Source organism: Olleya sp. HaHaR_3_96 (genome assembly GCF_019278545.1).
Classification (GTDB): domain Bacteria; phylum Bacteroidota; class Bacteroidia; order Flavobacteriales; family Flavobacteriaceae; genus Olleya.
Map to the genome: position 1 here is coordinate 1,695,402 of NZ_CP058987.1, position 25,432 is coordinate 1,720,833.

Genomic DNA, 25,432 nt, shown 5'->3' on the forward strand with positions numbered 1-25,432 from the left:
ATTATGACCAATCCATTAATTACGCTTTACAGATCTAAAATTTATACAGCAGTTGCATTATTAATACTGTTATTAATAGTCGGCGTCTTAGGGTTTAGATTTATGTCCAATTATACTTGGGTAGATGCCTTATATATGACCGTAATTACCATTACAACGGTGGGTTTTGGAGAAGTGCAACCTTTGGATGATGTCTCAAAAATATTTACAATATTCTTAATTTTAAATAGTGTGGTTATTGTTGGGTATGCCTTAACAATTATTACCGAGTTTATTTTAAGTAGAAATAATATAGAAGAACTAAAACAAAAGAAAATGCAGAAAAAAATTGATGCTCTTAATTATCATATTATTATATGTGGTTACGGTCGAAACGGAAAACAAGCGGCATCCAAATTATTAGCACACAAGCAACCTTTTGTTATTGTTGAAAAAAACAAGGATATTATTGAAAAGAATCAGGACGAAAACACGCCTTTTATATTTGGTAATGCAAATGAAGACGATGTTTTATTGCAAGCGGGTATTACACGGGCCAGTACTTTAATTTCGGCGTTACCTAATGATGCAGATAATTTGTTTGTAGTGTTGTCTGCAAGACAAATGAAAAAGGACTTAAGGATTATAAGTCGTGCGTCTCAAGAAACGTCTTATGAAAAACTAAAATTAGCTGGAGCTAATAACGTTATTTTACCGGATCGTATTGGTGGTGATCACATGGCGTCTCTAGTCGTTGTTCCGGATTTAATCGAATTTATTGATAATCTGGCCATCGTTGGAGAAAGCAATATTAATATCGAAGAAGTCCAAGTCGAAAAATTATACGATCCTAATACAGGAATTAAATCTATTCTTGATTTAGATTTACGTCATAAGACAGGTTGTACAGTTATAGGTTTTAAAAACGGTACTGGTGAGTATATAGTTAATCCGGAAGCCGAATTAAAATTAGTGCCTGGCTCTAAAGTTATTGTATTAGGAAGACCGGAACAAATTAAAAAATTGAATACTGTTTTTAGTTTAGACTAATGCGGTATTTAACACGTTTTCTTTTAGAAATTCATCATTTTTTTGCATCTTGCTACTCTTAAATTAAATTTTACTAACTAATAATCAAATTATGAAGAAATACCTTCTTTCAATTTTTACATTAATATTACCGCTTTTGACCTTTGCACAGGACGAAAAAGGTTTAGATCAGATTATCGACGAAAAATTCGGAGATGCTACGGGCTGGTTTGTTGATCTTATTTTTTATCAAATAGATTTTGGAGGAGGAATTAAAATATTTTGGGTACTATTCCCTTTAATTTTAGGAGCTTTATATTTTACATTCTATTTTAACTTTATCAATTTTAGAGGTTTTTTTACGTCTATAAACATTGTAAGAGGTAAGTATGACGAGTTAGATCATCATGAGTCAATGATTGCTGCAGGAGATTCTACTCCAGGTGGTGATAATATAGAAACGATTGCTATCGAAAATCATGAAGGAGAAGTGTCACACTTCCAAGCATTAACTGCGGCTTTATCGGCAACGGTAGGTTTAGGTAATATTGCAGGAGTTGCTATTGCGGTATCCATTGGTGGTGCAGGAGCAACGTTTTGGATGATTGTCGCTGGATTTTTAGGGATGGCGTCTAAGTTTGTCGAGTGTACACTTGGTGTAAAGTATAGAGATATTGGAGAAGATGGAACCGTATATGGTGGTCCAATGTACTACTTAACTAAAGGTTTAAAGTCTAAAGGAATGGAAGGCTTAGGTAAAGTCTTAGCAGTTCTTTTTGCAATATTCGTAATCGGAGGTTCTTTTGGAGGTGGTAACATGTTCCAAGTTAATCAAGCGTTTCAATTAGTAGAAAATATAACAGGTGGTGATCAGTCTTTCTTACATGGTTATGGTTGGGCTTTTGGTCTAGTTATGGCAGTTTTAGTAGGTATTGTAATTATTGGTGGTATTAAAAAAATTGCCAAAGTAACCGATAAGATTGTGCCATTTATGGTATTAATATATGTATTGGCATCGTTATTTGTAATTTTTGCTAAATATGATATGATTGGTGATGCATTTGCTCAAATCTGGAATGGTGCTTTTAGCCCAGAAGGAATGGCAGGTGGTGTTGTTGGAGTCTTAGTACAAGGATTTAGACGTGCAGCGTTTTCAAACGAAGCAGGTATTGGGTCGGCTTCTATCGCGCATTCAGCAGTAAAAACAAAATATGCTGCAAGTGAAGGGATGGTTGCTTTATTAGAGCCATTTATCGATACAGTAGTAGTATGTACAATGACAGCTTTAGTTTTAATTATTACAGGATCTTTAGCTGGAGCAGGACCTTCAAGTGATGCAGAAGCTATTTTAATGACTTCAGGAGCTTTTGGTAGTGTTATTAGCTGGTTTCCTTATGTGTTAACAGTAGCAGTTGTGTTATTTGCTTTTAGCTCAATGATCTCATGGTCTTATTATGGTTACCAAGGATGGTCTTTCCTTTTTGGAAGAACTAAAAAAGCAGAGTATACATATAAAGTAATCTTTTGTGTCTTTGTAGTGATTGGAGCAGCAGCAAGTTTAAATTCGGTTATTGGATTCTCTGATGCAATGGTATTTGCAATGATGGTTCCAAACATGATTGGATTAGTGTTGTTAGCGCCAAAAGTAAAGGCTGAACTTAAAAAATATATGGGCGTAATTAAAGCTTTTAAAGCGTCATAAAAACTATACAATGAATATTAAATCCCACTTTGTGTTTTCTAAAAAACAACGAAGTGGGATTTTTTTATTGATAGCTATTATCATAATCTTATTTGGGTGTTATCATTTTGTGCTACCTAAAGTCATGAATACCAACCCTGATTTTTCTACAAGCAGTACCGAAGTGGCTCCCTTTATAAAACAAATAGATTCGCTTAAAGCTATTGCAATAGAAAAACGTAAACCAAAAATCTATCCGTTTAATCCTAATTTTATTACCGATTATAAAGGCTACACTTTAGGGATGACTACTCAAGAGATTGATAGGTTATTAGCTTTTAGAAAACAAGACCAATGGGTCAATTCTGTTAATCAGTTTCAGCAGGTAACTAAAGTTTCGGATTCGCTATTAGCACAAATAGCGCCCTATTTTAAATTTCCGGAATGGGTTACTCATCCAAAGTCCCAAAAGAACGGAAGTACTAAGCCATTTTCCAAGACACCAAAAACAGAACGTCAGAAGTTAGATTTAAATTCAGCTACAGCTGAACAGCTTCAAAAAGTATATGGTATTGGGCCTTCGTATTCAGAACGGATTGTAAAATACAGGCAAAAAATAAATGGCTTTCATGCGTTTATAGAACTACAAGAAGTCTATGGGTTGACACCAGAGGTTATTCAAAATGTAAAAGATAACTTTACTATCAAAACACCAAGAGCAATTACTAAAATTGCTTTAAACACAGCAACAAAAGAACAGCTGGTCACCATTAAATATATTGATTACGAAGTGGCGCACCATATAATCGAAGAACGAACCTTACGTGATGGGTTTAAATCCATTGAAGAATTAACAAAAGTTAACGGTTTTCCTGTTAATAAAATACAGATAATTAAGTTATCTTTACGTCTAGATTAGAACTTAACAATAACACAACGGATTATGGAGAATATGTACTTCAGCGAAGAGCATAATTTATTTAGAGACAGTTTACGCGATTTTTTAAAAAAGGAGGTCGTACCACATATTGATAAATGGGAAAAAACAGGAAGTATAGAACGCTTTATTTGGAAGAAATTTGGCGATATGGGCTTTTTTGGTATTAGTTACCCAGAGCAATATGGCGGAATGGATTTAGATATTTTCTATATGGTTATTTTGCTTGAAGAATTACAGAAAATTAATTCGGCTGGTTTTGCTGCAGCAATGTGGGCACATGCTTATCTTGCAATGACGCATTTAAAAGCGGAAGGAAGTGATGCTATAAAAGATAAATATTTAACAGCTAGTATAACAGGAGACATGATTGGTTGTCTTTGTATTACAGAACCTTTTGGAGGTAGTGATGTTGCAGGAATGCGATCTACAGCGGTTAAAAAAGGAGATACTTATGTTATTAATGGGTCTAAAACGTTTATTACAAACGGAGTCTATAGCGATTACCTAGTAGTAGCAGCAAAAACAAATCCTGAATTAGGAAACAAAGGCATTAGTATTTTCTTAATTGATAGAGATACACCGGGTGTATCTGCAACTAAATTGGATAAATTAGGTTGGAGAGCGTCGGATACTGGAGAGATTGCATTTGATAATGTAACCATACCAGCGTCTAATTTAATGGGAGAGGAAAACAAAGGATTCGCATATATTATGCAACATTTTGCTACAGAGCGTCTAATAATGGGCGTGAATGCACATGCTAGAGCAGAGTTTGCTATAGAGTATACCATGCAATACATGTCAAAACGTACGGCTTTTGGAAAAACAATAGATCGTTTTCAAGCTTTAAGACATCGTTTAGCAGATCATATTACGGAAGTAGAAATCTGTAAAACATTTAATTATACCATTGCAGCTAGATTAGGTAAAGGCGAATATGTTGTAAAAGAAGCAACAATGTCTAAATTAAAATCAACTAAGGTTGCAGATGATGCAATATATGATTGTCTTCAGTTTTTAGGTGGTTATGGTTACATGGAAGATTATCCATTGGCACGACTATTAAGAGATAGTAGATTAGGTCCAATTGGTGGTGGTACTTCTGAAATTTTAAGAGAAATTATCGCCAAAATGGTAATAGATGGTAAGGATTATAAACCAGCGACTAAATAAATAGTGTTATCGTTTTGGCGAAAATCAAATACTGATTATCGCCAAAATGGTAATAGATGGTAAGGATTATAAACCAGCGACTAAATAAATAGTGTTATCGTTTTGGCGAAAATCAAATACTGATTATCGCTAAAATGGTAATAGACGGTAAGGATTATAAACCAGCGACTAAATAAATAGTAGTATCTTTTTGGCGAAAATCAAATATAGGTTAGCGCTAAAATGATAATTGATGGCTGGTATTTTAAGCCATCTAGTATATAAAAAAGTTATTATTTTGGCGAAAATCACAATGTTGATTTTCGCCAAAATTATAAATAATGGTACGGGTTTTGCACCCACTACCAAATAATAAAAATGTTTAAGATGAAAATAACCCAAATCAAATCCTCAGTATTTATTCTTTTTTTACTAGTAGGAAGCTTCGCAACAGCTCAAACCGAAATTAAAAATAAGGTCGCAGATTTTATGAGCATGCTACCTATTGAAAATGCAAGTGTCTATGTGCAAAATACAACTATAGGTACAATAACAAATGCAGATGGTAAGTTTGTATTATTAATACCTAAAGCATATGAGAATGATACTATTGTAGTGTCTTCTATTGGATATAAGAGTTTTAAGACAACGGTAACCGAGTTTGATAATGATTTTGATATACTACTTGAAGAAGATATTGCGTCTTTAGACGAAATTTTGATAGTTGCAGATAACAGACCTAAAACAGGAAACGATATAATGCTTCGTGCATTAAAAAGATTACAAGGAAACAGTCCTGAGGAACCGTATTTGCAAAAAGGGTTTTTAAGACATAAAGAGCGCAACAAAAAACAATTTAAGTGGTTAGTAGAAAGTGCGATTACATTGTATGACGATTCGAGTTATGTTTCTGGAGGAAAAGATAACCTTAAAATTAATGTTGATCAGGTAAGAAAAAGTTACGATTTGCGTGATGTTGATAGTTTGTTTTCTTATTCTACTTATCTAAAGTACAATGCAAACGTCAATTTAAAGCCTAGAAACTTAAGGAGAGATACCATTAAAACAGAAGCTTTGATCAAGTCTATTAAATGGAATGACACTCGTGTTAACGGCTTGGAAAATTTATTTAAGGGTAAACTTAATTTAGTTAGAAACTCAAAAAGCCCTAAAGCCTTATTTGGTGATGCTATTTTAAAAACGCATCTATTTAAATTAGATACTGTTTTAGTAGATAACGAAAGGAAGATTTATAAAATAAAGATTGAGAAAGCTGAAGAGTTTGTAGGGCTAAATACAAAAGGAATTTATAATGAAGGTTATATTGCTGAAGGATGGGTGTATGTCTATTGGGATAATTTTGCGATAAAAAAGATCGAATATCAATTAAGAGCGGGTTCTAATGCACAAAAAAGTAGAAGTAAGACCTTATTTGATACACAAGTCAATCATAAATTGGTAATATCTTATATGGAGTATCAAGATAAGATGTATCCTAATTATATCTATTATGAAACGCCAAAGCTAGTTAACGTTGGATACAAGCCAAGTGGTAAAATTAATAAAGAAGAAGAAGCACTGTTTAATAAAGAAGAACGCTTTTATTATACGATTCAGGAAATATTATTTACAGAGATAATTCAAGATCCACAAAAAATAGAAAGTGCCTTGCAGGAAGATTGGGATCCAGATATCTTTTCTGTAAAACCTTATAATAAAGAATTTTGGGATGATTATAATACCTTGTTAGAGAGTGAAGAAGATGAAAAATTGATTCAGGATTTAACAAAAAGATCCTCTTTATTTAAGAAAGAGTAAATAATTAAAAACAGGTTGATTCTTAGAATTAGCCTTTTTTTTTGTCGATTTACTAATGTAATCAGGTCTTATTTGATTATTTATTAACACGAAAACGTTTGCGTAAGCTGTTTTATTTTGTTGCCACTTGGTATTGGGTTAGCTTTAGGTATAATATAATCCCGTATAACATGAAAAAACTAAAATTAGTAGTCCTATGCGTCTCAATTATCTTTGCTTATAGTTGTAGTAAAGAAGACGTATCTGTAGAGCAAGTAAAAGATAAATCCGTCACCCCAACCGTAAGTGCACAAAGAGCAGGATTAAAACCAATAGGTTCTGGTGTTATGATGCAGGCCTTTTATTGGGATGTTCCCGCAGGTGGTACTTGGTGGAATACAGTCAAAGTAAAAGTTCAAGACTGGAGTGATGCTGGTATTGATGCTATTTGGTTACCTCCGGCGTCCAAAGCACAAAATGGACCATTCTCTATGGGGTATGATCCGTTTGATTATTATGATTTTGGAGAATATGATCAGATGGGAAGTATTGAAACGCGATTTGGTTCTAAAACAGAACTGGTGTCCTTAATTGATACAGCGCATCAAAATGGATTAAGTGTCATTGCAGATATTGTGATTAATCATAATAGTGGCGGAGATAGTGAAGCAAATCCGTACGCAGGAGTAAACACATGGACGGAATTTAATCCGCTTTCAGGTAATTTTTACAGATCTGCAACAGATTTTCATGCCAATAATGTGCATTCAAATGATTCTGGTGCTTTTGGAGGTTTTCCTGATTTATGTCATCATCAAACATATGTTCAAGATTGGTTATGGAATAATCCAAATAGTGTCGCTAAATATTACAGAGATGTTATTGGTTTTGACGGTTGGCGTTTTGATTATGTCAAAGGTTTCGAACCATGGGTGGTTAAGGCTTGGAATGATGAAGTCGGTGGTTTTTCTGTTGGAGAATATTGGGATAGTAATGTCTCTACTTTAGATTGGTGGACAGGCTCAGCAGACGCAAGTGCTTTTGATTTTGCTTGTTATTACAAAATGAAAGATGCGTTTGTAGGTAATAACCTAAATGCTTTAAGTGACAATATGCTATGGAAGCAAAATGCGTCAAGAGCAATGACATTTGTGACCAACCATGATACAGACGAGATTATAAATAATAAAATTTTGGCCTATGCTTATATATTAACGCATGAAGGGTATCCAACCATTTTTTATAAGGATTACGAAGAATGGTTAAATAAAGAAAGATTAAATAACTTAATCTGGATTCATAATAATTTGGCTAGTGGAAGTACTTCCATTCTTCATGTTGATAACGACGAGTATATCGCTAAACGTAATGGTGATAGTGCTTCAGGGTTAATCGTGTACATTAATAATTCTGATGTTTGGCAAGAAAGATGGGTAGAAACTAACTGGTCCAGTGCAACATTAAAAGATTATACAGGGCATTCAAATTGGCAGCCAGTAACACAATCTGGTAAATGGGTTAAAATACAAGCACCGCCAAAAAGTTATACTGTGTGGTCTACTTTTTAAGTTTTAAAGTATTTTTAAAATAAAAACCGAGTGTTTTAAATATCTTTTTATATTTGCACCTCAAAATTTTAAAAGAGAGGAGGTTAAGGCACTATGTTAGTAATTCCAATAAAGGACGGAGAACATATAGACAGAGCATTAAAACGTTACAAACGTAAGTTTGATAAAACAGGTACAAGACGCGCTTTACATAATCGGAAGCAGTTTGTAAAACCTTCTGTAGATAGTAGAGAGAGAGTTCAAAAGGCTCAATATGTACAACGTTTAAGAGATCAAGAAGCGATTTAATTAGTTTCTAATATTATAAAATCCCACTAATTTTTTTAGTGGGATTTTTGTTTGAATACTTTTCCGTTTCAAAAACGGTATATTTATCGTCATTAAAATATGTCACGCCACTCATGTTATTAAAAGCCTTTTTAGATTATTTACTGCTCGAAAAAAAATATTCAGAGCTAACGGTCAATGCCTATCAAAAAGATATTACTTCATTTTTGTCTTTTTTAGAGGAAGAAGAACAAAGTAATACGATTAAAGCAGTTAATTATTCTCAAATTAGATCCTGGATTGTTTTTTTAGTCGAAAAAAATATAGCCAATCGGAGCATTAATAGAAAAATATCAGCATTGAATAGTTTTTATAAATTTTTATTAAAAATTAATGAAGTTGATATAAATCCACTAGCAAAACACAAAGCACTTAAGGTTAGTAAAAAAGTGCAGATCCCTTTTTCTGAGAAAGAAATAACGACCGTTTTAGATCAAATAAATCACAATCAAGATTTTGAAGGTATAAGAAATAAATTAATTATAGAATTATTTTACTCGACAGGAATTAGACGTATCGAATTGATAAACATCACCTTAAAAGATGTTGATTTAGAAAATAAAACAATTAAGATTTTAGGGAAAAGAAATAAAGAGCGTATTATCCCATTATTACCAATGGTTATTGAAAGTATCAATAGTTATGTTTTAGAGAAAAATAAACTTGAAATTATTGAGGATAAAGCGCATTTATTTTTAACAAAAAAAGGCGTTAAAATTTATGAAACTCTTGTTTACAGAATTATAAATGATTACTTTAGTAAAGCTTCCAGTAAAGTAAAGAAAAGTCCACATATACTTAGACATTCTTTTGCGACACATCTTTTAAATCAAGGTGCGGAGTTAAATGCTGTTAAGGAGTTATTGGGACATTCAAGCTTAGCTGCAACTCAGGTGTATACGCATAATAGTATTGCAGAGTTGAAAAAAGTGTACGCGAAAGCGCACCCACGAAGCAAAAAATAAATGTTTAACCACAAAAAATTAAAGTATGAAGGTAAACACACAGGCTGTAAATTTTAATGCCGATCCCCAATTATTAGCGTTTATTCAAAAACGAATGGATAAGCTAGAGACGTATTATGATAAAGTAATACAATCAGAAGTCTATTTAAAAGTAGAAAAAAGCAGTAATAAACTCAATAAAATATTCGAAGCTAAAATAAATGTACCAGGAGATAGCCTAATTGTAAAGAAGCAGTGTAGGACGTTTGAAGAGGGTGCGGACATAGCTGTAGCGTCTTTAGAGCGCCAGTTAAAAAAGCGAAAACAAAAAATAAGAGAAAATTTTAAAAATATTTCATAAAAATGTTTTGAATAATTAAATAAATATTTACATTTGCAGTCCGTTAGAAATAGCGGGCTTTTTTTAGAAGTAAAAACTGCAGAAAAAAGCCGATGTAGCTCAGCTGGCTAGAGCAGCTGATTTGTAATCAGCAGGTCGTGGGTTCGAGTCCCTCCATCGGCTCAAAATAAAGTAAGAATAAATTAATTTTTGTTTTAACTTTGTATAAGTTCTTTAAAAGAGTGAAAAGTTTAAAATTGGGGAGATACTCAAGCGGCCAACGAGGGCAGACTGTAAATCTGCTGACTACGTCTTCGCAGGTTCGAATCCTGCTCTCCCCACTTTTTTTTACCATAAAAAAAGTAAGTTTTAAACACTAAAGGAATTTAAATAATTGCGAGAGTAGCTCAGTTGGTAGAGCGTCAGCCTTCCAAGCTGAATGTCGCCGGTTCGAACCCGGTCTCTCGCTCTAATATTTAAGCCGGTGTAGCTCAGGGGTAGAGCGTTTCCTTGGTAAGGAAGAGGTCACGGGTTCAATTCCCGTCATTGGCTCTGAATAAAGATTAAAAATTGAGAATACACTAATATTATTATATAACTAAGATTAAATTATTAAAACATGGCAAAGGCAACTTTCGATCGTTCAAAACCACACTTAAATATTGGTACAATTGGACACGTAGATCACGGTAAAACAACTTTAACTGCTGCTATTACTAAAGTATTAGCTGATGCAGGTTTATCAGAAGCAAAATCTTTCGATCAGATTGATAACGCTCCAGAAGAAAAAGAAAGAGGTATTACAATTAACACTTCACACGTTGAGTATTCAACAGCTAATCGTCACTATGCACACGTAGATTGTCCAGGTCACGCCGATTACGTTAAGAATATGGTAACTGGTGCTGCACAAATGGATGGAGCTATTTTAGTGGTAGCTGCAACTGATGGACCAATGCCACAAACTCGTGAGCATATCCTTTTAGGTCGTCAGGTAGGAATTCCTCGTATGGTTGTATTCATGAATAAAGTGGATATGGTTGATGATGAAGAGTTACTTGAATTAGTAGACATGGAAATCAGAGAATTATTATCATTCTACGAGTATGATGGTGATAATGGACCTGTTATTGCTGGTTCTGCTTTAGGAGCACTTAACGGTGAGCAAAAATGGGTAGATTCTGTAATGGAATTAATGGAAGCTGTTGATAACTGGATCGAAGAGCCAGTTCGTGATATGGACAAGCCATTCTTAATGCCTATTGAAGATGTGTTTTCAATTACTGGTCGTGGAACTGTAGCTACAGGTCGTATCGAAACTGGTGTTGGTAATACAGGTGATGCTGTTGAAATCATTGGTATGGGAGCTGAAAAGTTAACATCTACAATTACAGGAATTGAAATGTTCCGTCAAATATTAGATAGAGGTGAAGCTGGAGATAATGCAGGTATCTTATTAAGAGGAATTGAGAAGTCTCAAATCTCTAGAGGTATGGTTATTGTTAAGCCAGGTTCTGTAACACCACATGCTAATTTCAAAGCAGAGGTTTATATCCTTAAAAAAGAAGAAGGTGGACGTCACACGCCATTCCATAATAACTACCGTCCTCAGTTCTATGTACGTACAACTGATGTAACAGGAAACATTAAGTTACCTGAAGGAGTAGAGATGGTTATGCCTGGTGATAACTTAACAATTCACGTTGAGTTAATCCAAAAGATCGCAATGAATATTGGTCTACGTTTCGCAATACGTGAAGGTGGTAGAACAGTAGGTGCTGGTCAGGTAACTGAAATTTTAGACTAATTTATAGTCATTAAAATAAAAAACTAAGGCACTTCGTTAGCGTAGTGTCTTGGTTTTTATTTACGGGCGTAGCTCAGTTGGTAGAGCACTGGTCTCCAAAACCAGGTGTCGGGAGTTCGAGTCTCTCCGCCCGTGCAAATTGAGGTAAACGATATTATTCGTTTACCTCAAAATAGAATAAAGTGGTCCGCTCCAATAGGAAGACATTTAAATAAAGACATATGGCTGGAATAGTAAACTATATAAAAGAATCATTTGGAGAGTTAAAAAACAACGTAACTTGGACACCTTGGTCTGAAGCACAAAGTTTAACAATCCTAGTGGCTGTCTTTTCAATTATTTTCTCTTTAGTAATATGGGGGATTGATACTGTTTTTGGTAAAGTTATTAGTACTTACTTTAATCTTATAACAGGTAAATAATTATGGCTGAAGTAGGAGAGAAAAAGTGGTACGTAGTTAGAGCTGTAAGTGGTCAAGAAAATAAAATTAAAACGTATATTGAGAATGAGATTTCTCGATTAGGTTTACAGGATTACGTTGAGCAGGTTTTAGTACCTACTGAAAATGTAGTTCAAATTCGTAATGGAAAAAAAGTAAATAAAGAAAAAGTTTACTTTAGTGGTTACATTATGATTAAAGCAAATTTAACTGGAGAAGTACCTCATATTATTAGATCAATAACTAATGTTATTGGTTTTTTAGGTGCAACAAAAGGTGGAGATCCATTACCATTAAGACAGTCTGAAGTAAACAGAATGTTAGGTAAGGTTGATGAGCTTTCAGTAGATGCAGATGTTAACGTTGCTATTCCTTTTACAAAGGGAGAAACGGTTAAAGTTATTGATGGACCATTTAATGGTTTTGATGGTACTATTGAAAATATTAATGAAGAAAAGCGTAAGCTTGAGGTAATGGTTAAGATTTTCGGAAGAAAGACACCATTAGAATTAAGTTATATGCAAGTAGAAAAAATATAATAATTGTTACAATAAAGAATACTTTTTTTAGGCTTCCACTTAAAATGAGTATAAAACTAAATTAATTAAAATGGCAAAAGAATTAGGTAAAGTAGTTAAGCTACAAGTTAGGGGAGGTGCAGCGAATCCGTCGCCACCGGTTGGACCCGCTTTAGGTGCTGCTGGAGTAAATATCATGGAATTCTGTAAGCAATTTAATGCAAGAACCCAAGATAAAGCTGGTAAGGTTTTACCAGTTGTGATTTCTGTTTACAAAGACAAATCATTTGACTTTGTAATCAAAACACCTCCTGCTGCAGTACAATTATTAGAAGCGGCCAAATTAAAAAAAGGTTCAGGAGAACCACACGTTAAAAAAGTAGCAAAAGTTTCTTGGGATCAAGTCAAAACTATTGCAGAGGATAAAATGGTAGATTTAAATGCATTTACTATCGAGTCTGCAATGAAGATGATTGCTGGTACTGCAAGATCTATGGGTATAACTGTTAAAGGTGGTGATGCACCAAATTAACCTAAAAAGATTTTAAAAAATGGCAAGATTAACAAAGAAACAAAAAGAATCTGTAGCAAAAATTGAAAAGGATAAAGTATATTCTATCAAAGAAGCTTCAGCATTAGTAAAAGAAATAACTAATACAAAGTTTGACGCTTCTGTAGATTTAGCAATTCGTTTAGGGGTTGACCCAAGAAAAGCTAATCAAATGGTTAGAGGTGTAGTATCTCTTCCTCATGGTACAGGTAAAGACGTTAAAGTTTTAGCATTAGTAACTCCAGATAAAGAAGCAGAAGCAAAAGAAGCTGGTGCAGATTACGTTGGTTTAGATGAGTACCTTGATAAAATCAAGAGTGGTTGGACAGACGTTGATGTAATTATCACTATGCCTAGTGTTATGGGTAAATTAGGTCCTTTAGGACGTGTATTAGGTCCTCGTGGTTTAATGCCTAACCCAAAGACAGGTACTGTAACAATGGATGTAGCAAAAGCTGTAACTGAAGTTAAAGCTGGTAAAATTGACTTTAAAGTTGATAAAACTGGTATCGTTCATGCTTCAATTGGTAAAGCATCTTTTAGTGCTGACAAGATTGAGGACAATGCAAATGAATTATTAACAACAATAATGAAACTTAAACCAACTACTGCTAAAGGTATTTATGTAAAAAGCATTTTTATGTCTTCTACAATGAGTCCTAGTATAGCTGTAGATACTAAAATAGGTTAATTAGTTAAAAACTTTAGATTATGACAAGAGAAGAAAAATCACAAGTAATTAAAGACTTAACTGTACAATTAGCTGAAAATTCAAATATCTACATAGCAGATATTTCAGGTTTAAACGCAGGAGTTACTTCGGACTTACGTCGTGCTTGTTTTAAAGCAAACATTAAGTTAGCTGTAGTTAAAAATACATTACTTGAGAAAGCAATGGAAGCTTCGGATAGAGAATTCGGAGACTTACCATCGATATTAAAAGGAAATACATCTGTGATGTATTCTGAAACTGGAAACGCTCCAGCTAAATTAATCAAAGCGTTCAGAAAAAAATCTGAAAAGCCTTTATTAAAAGGTGCTTTTATTGAAGAAGCTGTTTATTTAGGAGACGATCAGTTAGATATGTTAGTAGACATCAAGTCTAGAGAAGAGTTAATTGGTGATATCGTAGGATTATTACAATCGCCAGCTAAAAACGTTATATCGGCTCTTAAATCTAGCGGTGGAACACTTTCAGGTATCTTAAAGACATTATCTCAGAAAGAGGGATAATTCAAACATTACGCACTTTTACAATTATATATTATTAAAAAATTAAAACGATAGAAAAATGGCAGATTTAAAAGATTTCGCAGAACAATTAGTTAACCTTACTGTTAAAGAAGTAAATGAGTTAGCTACTATTTTAAAAGATGAATATGGTATCGAGCCTGCTGCTGCTGCAGTAGCTGTTGCAGCTGGTCCTGCTGCAGGAGGTGAAGCTGAAGAAGCTCAAACTGAATTTGATGTTATTTTAAAAGCGGCTGGTAGTTCTAAATTAGCAGTAGTAAAATTAGTTAAGGAATTAACTGGTTTAGGTTTAAAAGAAGCTAAAGGTTTAGTTGATGATGCACCAAGTGCAATCAAAGAAGGAGTTACTAAAGATGAAGCAGAAGCTTTAAAGACTTCTCTAGAAGAAGCTGGAGCAGAGGTTGAGCTTAAGTAAGCTTACCAAATAATTTTACAAAGGTTTAGGTCTGAAGCATGCGCTTTACGACCTAAACCATTTGTCGTATATAGTGATTAGCTATATAAAATAATATTTTTTTTAATCAAAATTTCGTCCATTGATGTTAGTAACACAAGCTGAAAGATTAAATTTCTCGTCTATTGTAAATAGAACGGAATACCCAGATTTCATGGATATTCAGATTAAATCCTTTCAGGATTTTTTCCAGTTAGAAACAAAATCTGAAGAAAGAGGTGATGAAGGTTTATACAACACCTTCATGGAAAACTTTCCAATTACAGACACACGTAATCAATTCGTTTTAGAATTTTTAGATTACTTTATTGATCCGCCAAGATATGCTATTGATGAGTGTATTGAAAGAGGACTAACCTATAGCGTTCCGCTTAAAGCAAGGTTAAAGTTATATTGTACAGACCCTGAACATGAGGATTTCGAGACCATTGTCCAGGATGTGTATTTAGGAACTATACCTTACATGACTCCATCTGGTACTTTTTGTATCAATGGTGCAGAACGTGTGGTAGTATCTCAATTGCATAGATCACCGGGTGTCTTTTTTGGGCAATCTTTCCATGCAAATGGTACCAAATTATATTCAGCTAGAGTTATTCCTTTTAAAGGATCATGGATAGAGTTCGCTACAGATATTAACCAAGTAATGTATGCGTACATTGATAGAAAAAAGAAGTTACCTGTAACAACTTTATTTAGAGCAATTGGTTTTGAGCGTGATAAAGATATTTTAGAGATTTTTGACTTAGCCGAAGAGGTTAAAGTGTCAAAGTCTGGACTTAAAAAGGTAATTGGTCGTAAACTTGCTGCACGTGTATTAAACACTTGGCATGAAGATTTCGTAGATGAAGATACTGGTGAAGTAGTATCTATTGAACGTAACGAAATTGTTTTAGACCGTGATACAGAATTAGACAAAGATAATATTGAAGAAATCCTTGACATTGATGTAAAAACTATTCTTTTACACAAAGAAAGTGCACAACAAGGAGATTACGCAATTATACATAATACACTTCAAAAGGATCCAACAAATTCTGAAAAAGAAGCTGTAGAACATATTTACCGTCAACTACGTAATGCTGAGCCGCCAGATGAGGAGACAGCACGTGGTATTATTGACAAATTATTCTTTAGTGATCAACGTTATTCTCTTGGAGAAGTAGGTCGTTATAGAATGAACAAAAAACTACAATTGGATATCGGAATGGATAAGCAAGTGCTTACCAAAGAAGATATCATTACTATAATCAAGTATTTAATTGAGCTAATTAACTCTAAAGCTGAGATTGATGATATTGATCACTTATCTAACCGTCGTGTACGTACAGTTGGTGAGCAATTATCTTCTCAATTTGGTGTTGGTTTAGCACGTATGGCACGTACTATTCGTGAACGTATGAACGTTCGTGATAATGAAGTGTTTACTCCAATTGATTTAATTAATGCAAAGACGTTATCGTCTGTTATTAATTCTTTCTTTGGTACAAACCAATTATCTCAATTCATGGATCAAACCAATCCACTTGCAGAAATTACGCACAAGCGTCGTTTATCAGCATTAGGACCAGGTGGTTTATCTAGAGAGAGAGCAGGTTTTGAGGTACGTGATGTTCACTATACTCACTACGGAAGATTATGTCCAATTGAAACTCCTGAGGGACCAAACATTGGATTAATTTCATCTTTATCGGTTTACGCAAAAGTAAACTCTATGGGATTCATTGAAACGCCATATAGAAAAGTTACAGATGGTGTTGTAGATATTAAAAGTGAACCTATTTACTTAAGTGCAGAAGAGGAAGAAGATAAATTAATTGCTCAAGCAACGGTTAAAGTTGATGAGAATGGTAAGATTTTACATGATAAGGTAATTGCACGTATGGAAGGTGACTTCCCAGTAATGGATCCAAAAGATATTCATTATACTGATGTTGCACCAAATCAAATTTCATCTATATCAGCTTCTTTAATTCCTTTCTTAGAACATGATGATGCCAACCGTGCATTGATGGGATCTAACATGATGCGTCAGGCCGTACCATTATTACGTCCACAAGCACCAATTGTTGGTACAGGATTAGAAAGACAAGTAGCATCTGATTCTCGTGTTTTAATTAATGCAGAAGGAGAAGGTGTTGTACAATATGTTGATGCTAATGAGATTGTTATTAAGTATGAAAGATCAGAAGACGACGCTAAAGTTAGCTTTGAAAGTGATGTTAAATCTTATGCATTAGTAAAGTTTAGAAAAACTAACCAAGGGACTTCGATTAACTTAACACCAATCGTTAAGAAAGGTGATAAAGTTAGCAAAGGTCAAGTGTTATCTGAAGGTTATGCAACTCAAAAGGGTGAATTAGCATTAGGTAGAAACATGAAAGTAGCCTTTATGCCTTGGAAAGGGTATAACTTTGAGGATGCTATTGTAATTTCTGAGAAAGTTGTTCGTGAGGATATCTTTACTTCTATTCATATTGACGAATATTCTCTTGATGTAAGAGATACAAAATTAGGTAACGAAGAACTAACTAACGATATTCCTAACGTTTCTGAAGAGGCTACTAAAGACCTTGATGAAAACGGTATGATCCGTATTGGTGCTGAAGTTAAACCTGGTGATATATTAATTGGTAAGATTACTCCTAAAGGAGAATCTGATCCAACTCCAGAAGAAAAATTATTACGTGCTATCTTTGGTGACAAAGCAGGAGACGTAAAAGATGCTTCATTAAAGGCATCACCATCATTACATGGAGTTGTAATTAATAAAAAATTATTTTCTAGAGCTGTAAAGGATAAACGTAAGAGAGCTCAGGATAAAGAAGATATTAATAAATTAGAAAATCTTTATTATACCAAGTTTGATGATTTACAAGCGGTTTTAGTTGAGAAACTATTCACTATTGTAAATGGTAAAACATCTCAAGGTATATTTAATGATTTAGGAGAGGAAGTTTTACCTAAAGGTAAAAAATTCACTTTAAAAATGTTAAATGCTGTTGACGATTATACTCACTTAACAGGAGGTACTTGGACAACAGATGATCATACTAACAAGTTAGTTGCTGATTTAATTCACAATTACAAGATTAAAGAAAACGACTTACAAGGGTCTTTAAGACGTGAGAAGTTTACAATATCTGTAGGGGATGAGTTACCAGCAGGTATCATTAAGTTGGCTAAAGTTTATATCGCTAAAAAACGTAAGTTAAAAGTTGGTGATAAAATGGCAGGACGACATGGTAACAAAGGTATTGTTGCACGTATCGTACGTCAAGAGGATATGCCATTCTTAGAAGATGGAACTCCGGTTGATATCGTATTGAATCCATTAGGTGTACCATCGCGTATGAACATTGGACAGATATATGAAACTGTTTTAGGATGGGCTGGTCAAGATTTAGGTCGTACGTATGCAACACCAATTTTTGATGGTGCTACAATTGATCAAATTAACGCATTAACAGACGAAGCAGGTATCCCTAGATATGGACATACTTATCTTTATGATGGAGGAACAGGAGATCGTTTTGATCAACCTGCAACCGTTGGAGTTATCTACATGCTTAAATTAGGGCATATGGTTGACGATAAGATGCACGCACGTTCTATTGGACCGTACTCATTAATTACGCAACAACCTTTAGGAGGTAAAGCGCAGTTTGGAGGGCAACGTTTTGGAGAGATGGAAGTTTGGGCACTTGAGGCTTACGGAGCATCTGCAACGTTAAGAGAAATCTTGACTGTAAAATCTGATGACGTGGTTGGTAGAGCTAAAACTTACGAAGCTATCGTTAAAGGAGAGCCAATGCCAGAACCTGGATTACCAGAATCTTTCAACGTATTAATGCACGAATTGAAAGGGTTAGGATTAGACATTAGATTAGAAGAATAATTTTAAGTGAGTCGAGCAGTCTATAAATTTATTTTATAGACTGCTTTACAAACTGAACACTATAAGAATTATGGCAAAAAAACAAGATAAGAATACAGTACAGAGGTTTAACAAAATCTCTATTGGTTTAGCATCACCAGAATCTATTTTAGCAGAATCTAGAGGTGAAGTTTTAAAACCAGAAACTATCAATTATCGTACACATAAACCTGAACGTGATGGTTTATTCTGTGAGCGTATTTTTGGTCCTGTAAAGGATTACGAATGTGCTTGTGGTAAGTATAAGCGTATTAGATATAAGGGTATTGTTTGCGACCGTTGTGGAGTTGAAGTTACTGAAAAGAAAGTACGTCGTGATAGAGTAGGACACATTAACTTAGTGGTTCCTGTGGCTCATATCTGGTACTTCCGTTCTTTACCAAACAAAATTGGATACATTTTAGGGTTACCATCTAAGAAATTAGATATGATCATTTACTACGAACGTTATGTAGTAATTCAAGCAGGTAATGCTAAAAATGAAGAAGGAGAGCCTTTAAAAAAATTAGACTTTTTAACTGAAGAAGAGTATCTAAATATATTAGAAACACTTCCTCAAGATAATCAATATTTAGATGACACGGACCCAAGCAAGTTTATTGCTAAGATGGGAGCTGAGTGTTTAATCGATCTATTGTCTCGCATTGATTTAGATACGCTATCATACGAGTTACGTCATAAAGCAAATACAGAAACGTCTAAACAACGTAAAACTGAAGCTTTAAAACGTTTACAAGTTGTTGAAGCATTACGTGAATCTAATGAGCATAGAGAGAATCGTCCTGAATGGATGATCATGAAAGTTGTGCCAATCATACCACCAGAATTAAGACCTTTAGTGCCTTTAGATGGTGGACGTTTTGCAACTTCAGATTTAAATGACCTGTATCGTCGTGTAATTATCCGTAACAACCGTCTTAAAAGATTAGTTGAGATAAAAGCACCAGAAGTGATTTTACGTAATGAAAAACGTATGTTACAAGAATCAGTAGATTCTTTATTTGATAACACACGTAAATCATCTGCAGTAAAAACAGATTCTAATAGACCATTAAAATCATTATCAGATTCACTTAAAGGTAAGCAAGGACGTTTCCGTCAAAACTTACTTGGTAAGCGTGTTGATTATTCTGCACGTTCTGTAATTGTTGTTGGACCAGAACTTAGATTATTTGAGTGTGGTTTACCTAAAAATATGGCGGCAGAGCTTTACAAACCTTTCGTAATTAGAAAATTAATTGAAAGAGGTATTGTAAAAACAGTTAAGTCTGCAAAGAAAATTATAGATAAAAGAGAACCAGTAGTTTGGGATATTTTAGAGAATGTTTTAAAAGGACATCCAGTACTTTTAAATCGTGCTCCTACATTACACAGACTAGGTATACAAGCATTTCAACCTAAATTAATTGAAGGTAAAGCTATCCAATTACACCCATTAGCATGTGCGGCATTTAATGCCGATTTTGATGGGGATCAAATGGCGGTTCACTTACCATTAGGACCTGAAGCTATTTTAGAATGCCAACTTTTAATGTTAGCTTCTCATAATATCTTAAATCCAGCAAACGGAGCTCCTGTTACTGTACCTTCTCAGGATATGGTACTTGGTCTATATTATATGACTAAGCACAGATTTTCTACACCAGAGGTAAAAGTAAGAGGTGAAGGTTTAACATTCTATTCTGCAGAAGAAGTAAATATTGCTTATAATGAGAAGAGAGTTGAATTAAATGCAGGGATTAAAGTTAGAACAATGGACTTTAATGAGGCTGGAGAATTAGTTCCTCAGATTATTGAAACTACTGTTGGTCGTGTTTTATTTAACGAGAAAGTACCAGCAGCAGCAGGTTATATCAATGAAGTATTAACTAAGAAATCTTTAAGAGATATTATTGGTAATATTTTAAAGGTAACTAGTGTACCTGAAACTGCAGATTTCTTGGATGCAATTAAGACTTTAGGGTACTACTTCGCATTTAAAGGAGGATTATCTTTCAGTTTAGGAGATATTATCATCCCACCAGAAAAACAATCTATGATTGATGCTGCCAACGAAAAAGTTGATGGTGTGACTGGTAACTATAACATGGGACTAATTACAAATAACGAACGTTATAACCAAGTTATTGATATTTGGACGTCTACCAATGCAGAATTGACAGAATTGTCAATGAAACGTATTAGAGAAGACCAACAAGGATTTAACTCGGTATATATGATGCTTGATTCTGGAGCCCGTGGATCTAAAGAACAGATTCGTCAGCTTACAGGTATGCGTGGATTAATGGCTAAGCCTAAAAAATCTACTGCAGGAGGAGGATCAATTATTGAAAATCCAATTTTATCTAACTTTAAGGAAGGTCTTTCAATTTTAGAATACTTTATATCAACTCACGGTGCGCGTAAAGGACTTGCCGATACAGCACTTAAAACGGCCGATGCAGGTTACTTAACACGTCGTTTAGTAGATGTATCACAAGACGTTATTGTAAATAGCGAAGATTGTGGTACGTTAAGAGGGGTAGAAGTATCTGCACTTAAGAAGAATGATGAAGTTGTTGAAAAATTAGAAGCACGTATTGTAGGTCGTATTTCATTAAATGATGTATATGATCCTTTAAGTGAAGAAGTTTTAGCTGAAGCTGGTCAATTAATTGACGAAGAAGTTGCCGCTAGAATAGAAAAATCACCAATTGATTCTGTTGAAGTACGTTCACCATTATCTTGTGAAGCTAAAAAAGGAATCTGTGCACAATGTTACGGTCGTAACTTAGCTACCAATAAAATGGTACAACGTGGTGAAGCAGTTGGTGTTGTAGCAGCGCAATCTATTGGAGAGCCAGGTACACAGTTAACACTTCGTACGTTCCACGTTGGAGGTATTGCAGGTAACATTTCGGAAGAAAATAAGTTAGCTGTTAAGTTTGATGGTATTGCTGAAATCGAAGATTTAAAAACAGTTAAAGGAACAAACAAGGAAGGTGAAGAGGAAGATATTGTAATATCTCGTACTTCTGAGCTTAAATTAATTGATAAGAAAACAGGTATTACTTTAAGTACAAATAATATCCCTTATGGTTCTACCATTTTAATTAAAAATGGAGATAAACTTAAGGCAGGAGATGTTGTTTGTCAGTGGGATCCATATAACGGTGTAATTATTTCTGAATTTGCAGGTAAAGTGAGATATGAAAATATCGAACAAGGTATTACTTACCAAGTAGAAATTGATGAGCAAACAGGTTTCCAAGAAAAAGTAATTTCAGAGTCTAGAAATAAAAAGTTAATACCAACGCTTATTGTTGAGGATAGTAAAGGTGAAGCGATTCGTTCTTACAACTTACCAGTAGGTGCCCACATTATGATTGATGATGGAGAGAAAATTAAGGTTGGAAAAATCTTAGTTAAAATTCCTCGTAAATCTTCTAAGGCAGGGGATATTACAGGAGGTTTACCACGTGTAACAGAATTGTTTGAAGCGCGTAACCCTTCTAACCCAGCAGTTGTTAGTGCAATTGATGGTGTCGTTTCTTTTGGTAAAATTAAAAGAGGTAATCGTGAGATTATTGTAGAATCTAAATTAGGTGAAATTAAGAAGTATTTAGTGAAGTTATCTAGCCAGATTTTGGTACAAGAAAATGACTTTATTAAAGCGGGAATGCCTTTATCTGATGGTTCTGTAACGCCTAACGATATCCTTAATATTAAAGGACCATCTGCAGTGCAACAATACTTAGTAAACGAAGTACAAGAAGTATACCGTTTACAGGGTGTGAAGATTAATGATAAGCATTTTGAAGTTGTTGTAAGACAAATGATGCGTAAAGTAAGAATTATTGATTCTGGGGATACAATCTTCTTAGAAGATCAATTAGCTCACAAATCTGATTTTATTGAAGAAAATGATAACATTTTTGGAATGAAGGTAGTGGAGAGTGCTGGAGATTCTTCTACTTTAAAAGAAGGTCAGATTATATCTGCTTTCCAATTAAGAGATGAAAATTCAATTTTACGTCGTGAAGATAAGCAACTTGTAGTAGGAAGAGACGCGCAGCCGGCAACAGCAACGCCAATCTTACAAGGTATTACAAGAGCGTCTTTACAAACTAAATCGTTTATATCTGCCGCTTCTTTCCAAGAAACGACTAAGGTATTAAATGAAGCGGCGGTAGCTGGTAAAATAGATAATCTTGAAGGTCTTAAAGAAAATGTAATTGTAGGACATCGTATACCAGCAGGTACAGGTATGAGAACTTATGAGAATATTATAGTAGGATCTAAAGAAGAATTTGATCAAATGATGAAAGCAAAGCAAGAAGTTAATTATAACTAATTGTTTAACTGGAATGTATAGATTAATTTCTAAAGTATAATAATTAAAAGAATCCTGCATTACTGCGGGATTCTTTGTTTAAAAAATAAAGGTATGGCAGATAATAAGGACAATAAACCAAAACAGGGACAAGTAAATATCGAGTTAGACGAGAAAATCGCGGAAGGGATATACTCTAACTTAGCAATAATTAATCACTCAGTTTCTGAGTTTGTTGTGGATTTTGTGAGCATTATGCCCGGAACTCCTAAAAGTAAGGTTAAATCTAGAATAATATTAACGCCGCAACATGCCAAAAGATTATTAAAGGCATTGGGTGAAAATGTACAAAGATTTCAAAAAGCACATGGAGAAATTAAGGATTACGAGCAACCGCCAATTCCGTTAAATTTTGGACCTACAGGTCAAGCTTAAAATAAAAAGCCTTTTTACTAATTAGTAAAAAGGCTTTTTTTATTGGAACAAAAAAACTATAGTTTTAAATTATAGATTATTGTTTATTAATAAATTAAAATTATATATTATTTTAGAACGAGTGCTTTAAATGGGTTTAAAACAATTTAAATAAATTAATAATCACTTATATTAGGGATAGGTTAATAGTGCTTTAAAATAGCTTTATAATTGTTTTCTACTTATTCAAACTCTGATACGTAATGAAATTTGATACTTGGATATTTTTGTTCCGTCATTTGTAATGAAAACGGAGAATCTGCTAAAAAGACTAATTGACCTCTTTTATCTTTAGCTAAATAACGTTGTTTGACTCTTATAAACTCTTTGTATTCATTATTTTTCTTGTCGGCAGGATCTACCCAACACGCTTTGTAAACATTTAAGTTTTCATAGGTACATTTTGCACCATATTCATGTTCTAATCTGTATTGAATAACTTCGTATTGTAGTGCTCCAACCGTACCAATAATCTTTCTACCATTTAATTCTAAGGTAAATAATTGGGCAACACCTTCATCCATTAATTGGTCTATTCCTTTGTTTAATTGCTTTGATTTTAAAGGGTCTGCATTATTAATGTACCTAAAGTGTTCTGGCGAAAAGCTAGGAACACCTTTATAATTAAGGATTTCACCTTCTGTAAGTGTATCTCCAATTTTAAAAGTTCCGGTATCTTGTAAGCCCACAATGTCTCCTGGATAGGAGATGTCTACAATTTCTTTTTTCTCTGCAAAAAAGGCATTTGGACTAGAGAATTTTACTTTTTTATTATGTCTTACGTGTAAATATTGGGTGTTACGTTTAAATTCACCTGAAACAATCTTAACAAAGGCAAGTCTATTTCTGTGATTTGGATCCATATTAGCATGAATCTTGAAGACAAACCCAGAGAATTTATCTTCCTCAGGCTTAACAAGACGTTCTTCACTTTGTTTAGGTCTTGGTTTTGGCGCTATTTCAACAAAGCAATCTAATAGTTCTCTAACTCCAAAACTGTTTAAAGCAGAACCAAAAAACACGGGTTGTAGCTCACCTTTAAGATAAGCTTCATTACTAAATTTAGGATAGATACCTTCTACTAATTCTATTTCCTCACGTAGCGTATTAGCGGCCTTTTCTCCAATTAATGTGGTTAATTCTTCAGAATTTAAATCATTGATTTCAATAGTATCTTCGATATTTTTTCTACTGTCACCACTAAATAAATTGATATTTTTCTCCCAAATGTTATAGATTCCTTTAAAGTCATAACCCATACCTATAGGGAAACTTAATGGTGTTACTTTTAGCTTTAATTTTTGCTCTATTTCATCTAATAATTCAAATGCATCTTTACCTTCTCGGTCCATCTTATTAATAAACACAATCATTGGTATGTTACGCATACGACAAACTTCAACTAATTTTTCTGTTTGTTCCTCCACACCTTTTGCGACGTCAATAACAACAATAACACTGTCTACAGCTGTAAGTGTTCTAAAAGTATCTTCAGCAAAATCTTTGTGACCAGGCGTATCTAGAATGTTTATTTTAATCCCATCATATTCAAAAGCTAATACAGAAGTCGCTACAGATATACCACGTTGGCGTTCTATCTCCATAAAGTCACTGGTAGCCCCTTTCTTTATTTTATTACTCTTTACAGCTCCTGCTTCGTTAATAGCTCCACCAAATAGTAGTAATTTTTCAGTAAGTGTAGTTTTACCTGCATCGGGATGCGATATAATACCAAAAGTTCTTCGTCTTTTAATTTCGTCTAAGAATTTCATTAAATAAATTTTTACAAATATAGATGTATAGGTTTTAATGTCCTACCTACAAAATCATTTATTGTAAGTTAGTTTGTTTAATTATCAGTGTGTTTTGTCTGTATTTATTTGGTTTAAAACGTTTATTTGTAAGTTGAAAAGGGTGCGTATGTGTATTTAG

Annotated in this window: 20 protein-coding genes and 5 tRNA genes; 24 read left to right on the top strand and 1 reads right to left on the bottom strand. The window is 33.9% G+C overall.

Annotated features, from left to right (window positions below; all coding sequences use genetic code 11):
• The first annotated feature begins 3 nt into the window (after positions 1 to 3).
• The 24 genes from H0I26_RS07315 to H0I26_RS07430 all read left to right on the top strand — a co-directional run bounded on the left by H0I26_RS07315 (position 4) and on the right by H0I26_RS07430 (position 23,461).
• On the top strand, positions 4 to 1,029 hold the full coding sequence (locus tag H0I26_RS07315) for a potassium channel family protein (protein WP_218701651.1): 1,026 nt from the start codon (positions 4 to 6) through the stop codon (positions 1,027 to 1,029).
• A gap of 91 nt (positions 1,030 to 1,120) precedes the next feature.
• Positions 1,121 to 2,710, top strand: coding sequence for an alanine/glycine:cation symporter family protein (locus tag H0I26_RS07320; RefSeq protein ID WP_101017432.1), 1,590 nt, complete (start codon positions 1,121 to 1,123; stop codon positions 2,708 to 2,710).
• Between the two features lie 10 nt (positions 2,711 to 2,720).
• On the top strand, positions 2,721 to 3,608 hold the full coding sequence (locus H0I26_RS07325; RefSeq protein ID WP_218701652.1) for a ComEA family DNA-binding protein: 888 nt from the start codon (positions 2,721 to 2,723) through the stop codon (positions 3,606 to 3,608).
• Between the two features lie 24 nt (positions 3,609 to 3,632).
• Positions 3,633 to 4,802 (top strand): acyl-CoA dehydrogenase family protein, encoded by a 1,170-nt coding sequence (locus H0I26_RS07330; RefSeq protein WP_218701653.1) that lies wholly within the window; start codon positions 3,633 to 3,635, stop codon positions 4,800 to 4,802.
• A gap of 366 nt (positions 4,803 to 5,168) precedes the next feature.
• Positions 5,169 to 6,599, top strand: coding sequence for a carboxypeptidase-like regulatory domain-containing protein (locus tag H0I26_RS07335; RefSeq protein ID WP_101017438.1), 1,431 nt, complete (start codon positions 5,169 to 5,171; stop codon positions 6,597 to 6,599).
• 170 nt (positions 6,600 to 6,769) lie between these two features.
• Positions 6,770 to 8,146 (top strand): alpha-amylase, encoded by a 1,377-nt coding sequence (locus tag H0I26_RS07340; RefSeq protein WP_218701654.1) that lies wholly within the window; start codon positions 6,770 to 6,772, stop codon positions 8,144 to 8,146.
• A gap of 93 nt (positions 8,147 to 8,239) precedes the next feature.
• Complete coding sequence (gene rpsU / locus H0I26_RS07345) at positions 8,240 to 8,434, top strand: 30S ribosomal protein S21 (protein WP_101017442.1); 195 nt, start codon at positions 8,240 to 8,242, stop codon at positions 8,432 to 8,434.
• A 113-nt stretch (positions 8,435 to 8,547) separates the two neighbouring features.
• Entirely contained in the window at positions 8,548 to 9,438 is an 891-nt protein-coding gene (locus H0I26_RS07350) for a tyrosine-type recombinase/integrase (RefSeq protein WP_218701655.1), read from the top strand.
• A gap of 25 nt (positions 9,439 to 9,463) precedes the next feature.
• Positions 9,464 to 9,778, top strand: a complete 315-nt coding sequence (gene hpf / locus H0I26_RS07355; RefSeq protein ID WP_101017447.1) for a ribosome hibernation-promoting factor, HPF/YfiA family — start codon at positions 9,464 to 9,466, stop codon at positions 9,776 to 9,778.
• A gap of 88 nt (positions 9,779 to 9,866) precedes the next feature.
• Positions 9,867 to 9,940 (top strand) — tRNA-Thr (locus H0I26_RS07360).
• A 76-nt stretch (positions 9,941 to 10,016) separates the two neighbouring features.
• Positions 10,017 to 10,098 (top strand) — tRNA-Tyr (locus tag H0I26_RS07365).
• 55 nt (positions 10,099 to 10,153) lie between these two features.
• Positions 10,154 to 10,226, top strand: a tRNA-Gly gene (locus tag H0I26_RS07370).
• Positions 10,227 to 10,237: 11 nt separating this feature from the next.
• A tRNA-Thr gene (locus tag H0I26_RS07375) sits at positions 10,238 to 10,309 on the top strand.
• A gap of 67 nt (positions 10,310 to 10,376) precedes the next feature.
• A complete protein-coding gene (gene tuf, locus H0I26_RS07380) occupies positions 10,377 to 11,564 on the top strand; it encodes an elongation factor Tu (RefSeq protein ID WP_101017449.1) in 1,188 nt (395 codons plus the stop codon).
• Positions 11,565 to 11,626: 62 nt separating this feature from the next.
• Positions 11,627 to 11,699, top strand: a tRNA-Trp gene (locus H0I26_RS07385).
• 86 nt (positions 11,700 to 11,785) lie between these two features.
• Positions 11,786 to 11,986 carry a preprotein translocase subunit SecE gene (gene secE / locus H0I26_RS07390; RefSeq protein WP_101017452.1) on the top strand — a complete coding sequence of 67 codons (201 nt, stop codon included), beginning with the start codon at positions 11,786 to 11,788 and terminating at the stop codon, positions 11,984 to 11,986.
• A 2-nt stretch (positions 11,987 to 11,988) separates the two neighbouring features.
• A complete protein-coding gene (gene nusG / locus H0I26_RS07395; protein WP_101017454.1) occupies positions 11,989 to 12,543 on the top strand; it encodes a transcription termination/antitermination protein NusG in 555 nt (184 codons plus the stop codon).
• 70 nt (positions 12,544 to 12,613) lie between these two features.
• Positions 12,614 to 13,054, top strand: coding sequence for a 50S ribosomal protein L11 (gene rplK / locus H0I26_RS07400; protein WP_101017457.1), 441 nt, complete (start codon positions 12,614 to 12,616; stop codon positions 13,052 to 13,054).
• A 19-nt stretch (positions 13,055 to 13,073) separates the two neighbouring features.
• Positions 13,074 to 13,763, top strand: a complete 690-nt coding sequence (rplA, locus tag H0I26_RS07405) for a 50S ribosomal protein L1 (RefSeq protein WP_101017461.1) — start codon at positions 13,074 to 13,076, stop codon at positions 13,761 to 13,763.
• 20 nt (positions 13,764 to 13,783) lie between these two features.
• Positions 13,784 to 14,305 (top strand): 50S ribosomal protein L10, encoded by a 522-nt coding sequence (rplJ, locus tag H0I26_RS07410; protein WP_101017463.1) that lies wholly within the window; start codon positions 13,784 to 13,786, stop codon positions 14,303 to 14,305.
• 58 nt (positions 14,306 to 14,363) lie between these two features.
• Positions 14,364 to 14,738 carry a 50S ribosomal protein L7/L12 gene (gene rplL, locus H0I26_RS07415; protein WP_101017466.1) on the top strand — a complete coding sequence of 125 codons (375 nt, stop codon included), beginning with the start codon at positions 14,364 to 14,366 and terminating at the stop codon, positions 14,736 to 14,738.
• A gap of 124 nt (positions 14,739 to 14,862) precedes the next feature.
• Positions 14,863 to 18,675, top strand: a complete 3,813-nt coding sequence (gene rpoB, locus H0I26_RS07420; protein ID WP_101017468.1) for a DNA-directed RNA polymerase subunit beta — start codon at positions 14,863 to 14,865, stop codon at positions 18,673 to 18,675.
• 70 nt (positions 18,676 to 18,745) lie between these two features.
• Positions 18,746 to 23,047, top strand: a complete 4,302-nt coding sequence (gene rpoC, locus H0I26_RS07425) for a DNA-directed RNA polymerase subunit beta' (RefSeq protein ID WP_101017471.1) — start codon at positions 18,746 to 18,748, stop codon at positions 23,045 to 23,047.
• Between the two features lie 93 nt (positions 23,048 to 23,140).
• Positions 23,141 to 23,461: a DUF3467 domain-containing protein gene (locus H0I26_RS07430; RefSeq protein WP_218701656.1), complete on the top strand. Its 321-nt coding sequence runs from the start codon at positions 23,141 to 23,143 to the stop codon at positions 23,459 to 23,461.
• 221 nt (positions 23,462 to 23,682) lie between these two features.
• Here the strand turns inward: H0I26_RS07430 and H0I26_RS07435 are convergent, their stop codons facing one another.
• Positions 23,683 to 25,272 carry a peptide chain release factor 3 gene (locus H0I26_RS07435; RefSeq protein WP_218701657.1) on the bottom strand — a complete coding sequence of 530 codons (1,590 nt, stop codon included), beginning with the start codon at positions 25,270 to 25,272 and terminating at the stop codon, positions 23,683 to 23,685.
• Between the last annotated feature and the right edge of the window lie 160 nt (positions 25,273 to 25,432).